The sequence below is a fragment of the Acidovorax sp. SUPP2825 genome, from assembly GCF_030158995.1.
GTDB lineage: Bacteria > Pseudomonadota > Gammaproteobacteria > Burkholderiales > Burkholderiaceae_C > Paracidovorax.
The window spans coordinates 1-5,621 of record NZ_BQXK01000044.1; the positions used below are offsets into that span (position 1 = coordinate 1).

At 64.8% G+C, this 5,621-nt stretch carries 2 protein-coding genes; both read right to left on the minus strand.

The window, feature by feature from the left end; genetic code table 11:
• Window positions 1–2,125: condensation domain-containing protein (locus AVAK2825_RS24455; RefSeq protein ID WP_284403085.1), on the minus strand; the 2,125-nt coding region annotated here is incomplete at its 3' end.
• Window positions 2,126–5,572 (minus strand): non-ribosomal peptide synthetase, encoded by a 3,447-nt coding sequence (locus AVAK2825_RS24460; protein ID WP_284403086.1) that lies wholly within the window; start codon window positions 5,570–5,572, stop codon window positions 2,126–2,128.
• Between the last annotated feature and the right edge of the window lie 49 nt (window positions 5,573–5,621).

The following is a 5,621-nucleotide window of genomic DNA, read 5'->3' on the forward strand; positions in this document are numbered from 1 at the left end:
AGGAGTGAAACAGCGTCCACACGTCGTCGGGCCCGAAGCCGAACCAGGCCTCGGTGGCATCCAGCAGCCGCGCCACGTTGCGGTGGCTCAGTTGGGCGCCCTTGGGGCGGCCTGTGGAGCCGGAGGTGTAGATCACATAGGCCAGCCCGTCCGGGCTCACCTGCACCTGCGGATCGGTGTCCGCCTCGCCCGACAGGTCCAGCGTGTCGATCTCCAGCACCTTCAGCCCGGCCGTGCCAGGAATGCGTTCACGCACCGACGAATGAGCAAGCACCAATCCGATGCCGCTGTCCTGGACCATATGCGCCAGGCGATCAGCAGGGTAATCCGGGTCCAGCGGCACATAGGCACCACCGGCCTTGAGAATGGCCAGCAGCCCCACCACCATCTCCACCGAGCGCTGCATGGCAATGCCCACCCGGGTCTCCGGCACCACCCCCAGCGCCATCAGGCGGTGGGCCACTCCGTTGGCTCTCGCGTTGAGCTCGCCATAGGTCAGGCTCTGATCCTCGCAACGCAACGCAATGGCGCCAGGCTGGTTGATTGCCTGCCGCTCCACAAGACGGTGCAAGGGAGAGTGACTGCCCGCAGTCGCCTTGCACTGCCCCCGCGCCAGCAGGGCCTGCCACCGCACCGTGCCCGACCATTCCAATTCGCAGATGCGCTGTTCCGGATGGTCGGCCAAGGCGCCCAGAAGGGACAGATAGTGGTCCACCATCCCTTCGATGGTTTGCAAATCGAAAAGCCCGCTCGCGTACTGCAGGCTCGCGCTAATCTGACCGTCAACGCCTTCGCTGGTGCTGAGCATCAGTTCGTACTTGGCCGCCATGTCGCCCAGTCCATAGGACTGCACATCCAGTCCCGGTAGCTGCAGCACGGCCTGCGCACCGAATTGGAGGTGATTGAACATGACCTGGAACAGCGGACTTGCGCCGAGGTTTCTGTCGGGCCGAAGGGCCTCGACCAATTGCTCGAAGGGCAGATCCTGGTGTTCCTGGGCCTCCAGTGCCCGGTTTCTCACCTGGGCAAGCAAGGAGGCCAGGCTTTGCTGCTCGTCGATCTGGCTGCGCAGAACCTGTGTATTGACAAAGAACCCGACCACGCCCTGAGTCTCCGCTCTGCGCCTGTTGGCCATGGGGACGCCGACCCGAATGTCCTCTTGCAACGTGTACCGGTTGAGCAGCAGCTGGAACATTGCCAGCAAAGCCATGAACAGCGTGGCATCCTGCGCCAGCGCGCTCTTGCGCAGCCGGGTGGCCAGGCTCGCCGGCAACTGCACCGTACGGGTTGCCGCCTGGTAACGGCCATCTGCGCGGCGCGCGTAGTCTACCGGCAGTTGCAGCACCGGCTGCTCGCCGCCCAGTTGCCGCGTCCAGTAGGCAAGCTGGCGCTCCCTCTCGCCCGAGTTGAGCCAGTCCTTTTGCCACACAGCGTAGTCGGCGTACTGGATGGGCAAGGGGTCCAGGCTGGCAGGTTTATCACCCTGCGTAAGAGCCAGATAGTGCCGGCCGAATTCCTGCAGGATGATGTCCATGGACCATGCATCGGAGGCGATATGGTGCATGGTGAGCACGAGCACATGCTCGTCACCCTCTCCTTGGCCCTGATCTTCGCCTTGCAGCCGAATGACACCGGCCCGCAGCAGCGGCCCCTGGGTCAGATCGAAGGCTGCTTCGCTGAGTTTCTGCGCCTCGCTCCTGAGCGCCGACTCCCGCGCATCGGGCGCCAGGCCTGAAAGATCGATCAGCGGCACCTGCAGCGCCACGGACTCCTGAATCCTCTGGCCGACCTGTCCCTGTGAATCGGTGGTGAAGACGGCCCGCAGCGCCTCATGCCGCGCGACCACGTTGTTCAGCCCCAGGCGCAGCGCGTCCAGGTTCAGACAGCCCCGTATCCGCAGGGCGCCCGGTATGTGGTACGCCGTGCTGGCGCGGTCGAATTCCCACAGAAACCACTGCCGGGTCTGCGCAAACGATGGCGGTGTACCCCGGCGCGGATCCCTGGGCACGATGTCCAGCATGGAAAAGTCGATGCCCTGCTCCTTGAGCATTTTGAGCACTTGGCCTTTCTTGTCTTCGGCCAGCAGCGCGAAGCGCTCCGCGTAGCTGCGATACGTGTTTTTCATTTATCCCTCTACCTTTTCCAGAATGGAGCCGATCAGGTCGAAATCGGCCACCTTGTCCGCTTTCGATCCGCGGATGTCGTCATCGATGTGCACTGCCAGATGGCTAAGCAGGGGCTTCTCGAAATAGGTCCTCAGGCCGACACTGGCACCACAGGCCTGCTGCACGCGCAGTTGCAGCCGGATCACCGCCATGGAGTTGCCGCCCAGGTCGAAAAAGTGGTCGTTGCGTCCTACGCGCGGCACCTCCAGCACCTCGGACCAAAGGTCCGCCAGCAGGGCCTCGGTCTCCCCCTGCGGCGGCTCGTAGCCTGTGGCCGATGCCGGGACGAAGGCCGGCAGTGCCTTTCTGTCCACCTTGCCATTGGCATTCAGCGGCAGGGCATGGAGCACGACGACGCCGGCAGGCACCATGTAATCGGGCAGGTCCCGGGCAAGGCGCTGACGCAGCTCGGCGGGTTCGATGGCCTGATGCGCCGCGACGTAGCCCACCAGCAGCGGGCCGTTGGGCCCTTCGCAGGCCACCACCACCGCCTCGCGCACCTCGGGCTGGGCCAGTAGGCGTGCCTCGATCTCTCCGAGCTCGATGCGCAGGCCCCGGATCTTGACCTGATGGTCGATGCGGCCCAGGTACTCGATCTGGGCTTCGGCATTCCAGCGGACCAGATCACCGGTGCGGTAGAGCAGTTCCCCACCGCCATCCACGGGATTGGCGACGAACCGCTCCGACGTCAAGCCTGAGCGATTGACGTAGCCCCGACCCAGCCCGGTTCCGCCCAGGTACAGCTCGCCAGCCATACCCGGTGCAACCAAGTTGAGGTCTGCATCCAGCACATAGGTCCGGATCCCGTCGATGGGCCTGCCGATGGGAACGTTTGGGACAATGGCGTCCCCCTCGTCGCGGCAGGTCCAGCGCGTGACGTGGATGGTCGTCTCCGTGGGGCCGTAGAGGTTTTGCAGGCTTACGCCTGGCAAGCGCCTCAGGGCCTCGCGTTGCGTGTCCGAAGGCATGGCTTCGCCGCCGCAAATGACATAGCGAAGGCGTGCCTGCTCATCGATCCGCTCGTGGGCCAGGAAGGCCTGCAGCATCGAAGGCACAAAGTTCAACGTCGTAATGCCGTGCTGGAGAATCAGCGCGATGATTCTCTCGGGGTCCCGGTGATCGCCGGGCCGGGAGACCACCAGGCGTGCACCCGCCGTCAGCGGCCAGAAAATCTCCCACACCGATACGTCAAAGCCGAACGGCGCCTTGTGCAGCACCGCGTCGGCGCCGCTGATGACATAGGTGCGCTGCATCCAGTTCATGCAACTGGCCAGCGAAGAGTGCCGGTTCGCTGCGCCCTTGGGCCTCCCGGTAGAGCCCGACGTATAGATCACGTAGGCCAGGTTCTCGCCGTGCACGGGCACTGCCGGATCGTGGGCAGGGCCGGTGCCCAAATCCAGGCGGTCAAGCTCCAGCCGTTCCAGCCGGGCCGTGCCAGGAATGCACATGCCCAGGCTGCTTTGCGTAAGCAGCAACTGCATGCGGCTGTCCTCGGCAATCCAGGCCAGGCGCTCCTCGGGGTATTCGGGGTCCAGCGGCACATAGGCGCCGCCGGCCTTCAGTACCGCCAGCAACGCCACCACCATTTCGACTGATCGGTGCGCGGCAACGCCCACACGCACCTCGGGCCCCACGCCCAGAGCGATGAGGCGGTGAGCCAGGCGATTGGCCCGTGCATTGAGTTCGGCATAGCTCAGTGCCTGCGCCTCGAATACCAGGGCTGTCGCCCCGGGATGCGCGCGCACCCTGTGCTCGAAAACCCGATGCACCGGCTCTGCATACGGCTGCCCTTGGTCGTTGACGCCCCATGCACACAACCGCCCGCGCTCGGCGCCGTCGACCAGTTCCAGGTCCCTGACAGCCTGCTGCGGCCTCTCGGCCATGGCCTGCAGAATGGCCCGGTAGTGGCCTGCCATGCGTTCCAAGGTCTGTGTATCGAACAGCTCCCGGGCATAGGCCCAGTTCACCAGGATGCGGCCATCGGCACATTCGGTGGTGTTGAGCGTCAACTCGAACTGGGCTGTTCTGCCGCCAATGCGCATCTCCTGCAGCCTGAGCCCCGGCAATTGCTCCAGAGGGCGCGTGTCCACACGCTGGTGGTTGTGCATGACCTGGAACAAGGGGTTGATGCCGATGTTTCTCTCGGGCTGCAGTGCCTCCACCAACTGGTCGAACGGCAGGTCCTGATGGGCCTGCGCCTCCAGCACCGCTTGCCGGGCCTGCGCAATGATCTGCCCCAGGCTCGCATGCCCGTCGATGCGCGAACGCAGTACCTGTGTGTTGACGAACATGCCCACCATGCCAGCCGTTCCGGGCCGGTGGCGGTTGGCGATGGGCACGCCCACCCGCATGTCCGGCTGACCGCTATAACGGCTCAGTTGCACCTGCAGGCCTGCCAGCAGCAGCATGAACAACGTGGCTCCCTGCTCGTGGGCGCGGGCCTTCAGGCGCTGCGCCAGGGCCGGTTCCAGCTCGAAACCATGGCTTTCCAGGCCGTACTGCGCGCTGGCTTGCCGCGCATGGTCCAGGGGAAGCTCGAGGATGGGATGCTCGTCGCCCAACTGCTGCGTCCAGTAGCCGAGTTGACGCGCCTTCTCTGCGGAGTCCATCCACGTCATTTGCCAGGCCGCATAGTCGGCGTAGCAGACGGGCAACTCGGGAAGCCCGGACGGTTGCTCCAGAACATGGGCACGGTACAGTGCCACGAAGTCGCGGATGATCACGTCCAGCGACCAGCCATCGGACACGATATGGTGCATGGCCACGACGAGCACATGCTCCGCCTCGGCCAATTTCAACACGGCCACACGCAGCAACGGCCCCTGAGTCAGGTCAAAGGGTGTCGTGCTGACCCGCCGGATTTCCGCATCAACGCGGCTCTGTGCATCCGATCCCTGCAGGTCCTGCATAGCAATATCTAGCGCCATGTGCGCCAGGACCACCTGCTGCGGCTGCCCGCTGTTCGACAGGGGAAACACCGTGCGCAATGCCTCATGGCGATGCAGCAGTTGCGCGAAGCACGTTCTGACCGCATCCATCTCCAACGCTCCGAACAGGCGCAGCGCACCCGCAATGTGGTAAGCCGAGCTGGTGGGATCCAACTGCCACAGAAACCATTGGCGCAATTGCGCGTAGGAGGGTTGCAACGGCTGTGCACGCAATGCAGGCGCCAGGCGTGGGATGGCGGCTACGCCACCGTCTGCCTCGGGAGCAAGCTGCGCCACCCTTGCCATGGCAGCCAGCGACTGATGCTCGAAGACCTGCCTGGGCAGGAGGCGCAGCGCCGCTTTACGGGCGCGCTCCACCAGCTTCAGCGCCAGGATGGAATCCCCGCCCAGTTCGAAGAAGCCGTCCCGGCGGCCCACGCGCTCCACGCCCAGCACCTCGGCCCAGATGCGCGCCAGCATCTCCTCCAGCTCGCCTTGCGGTGCCTCGTATTGCTGCACCCCGGCCATC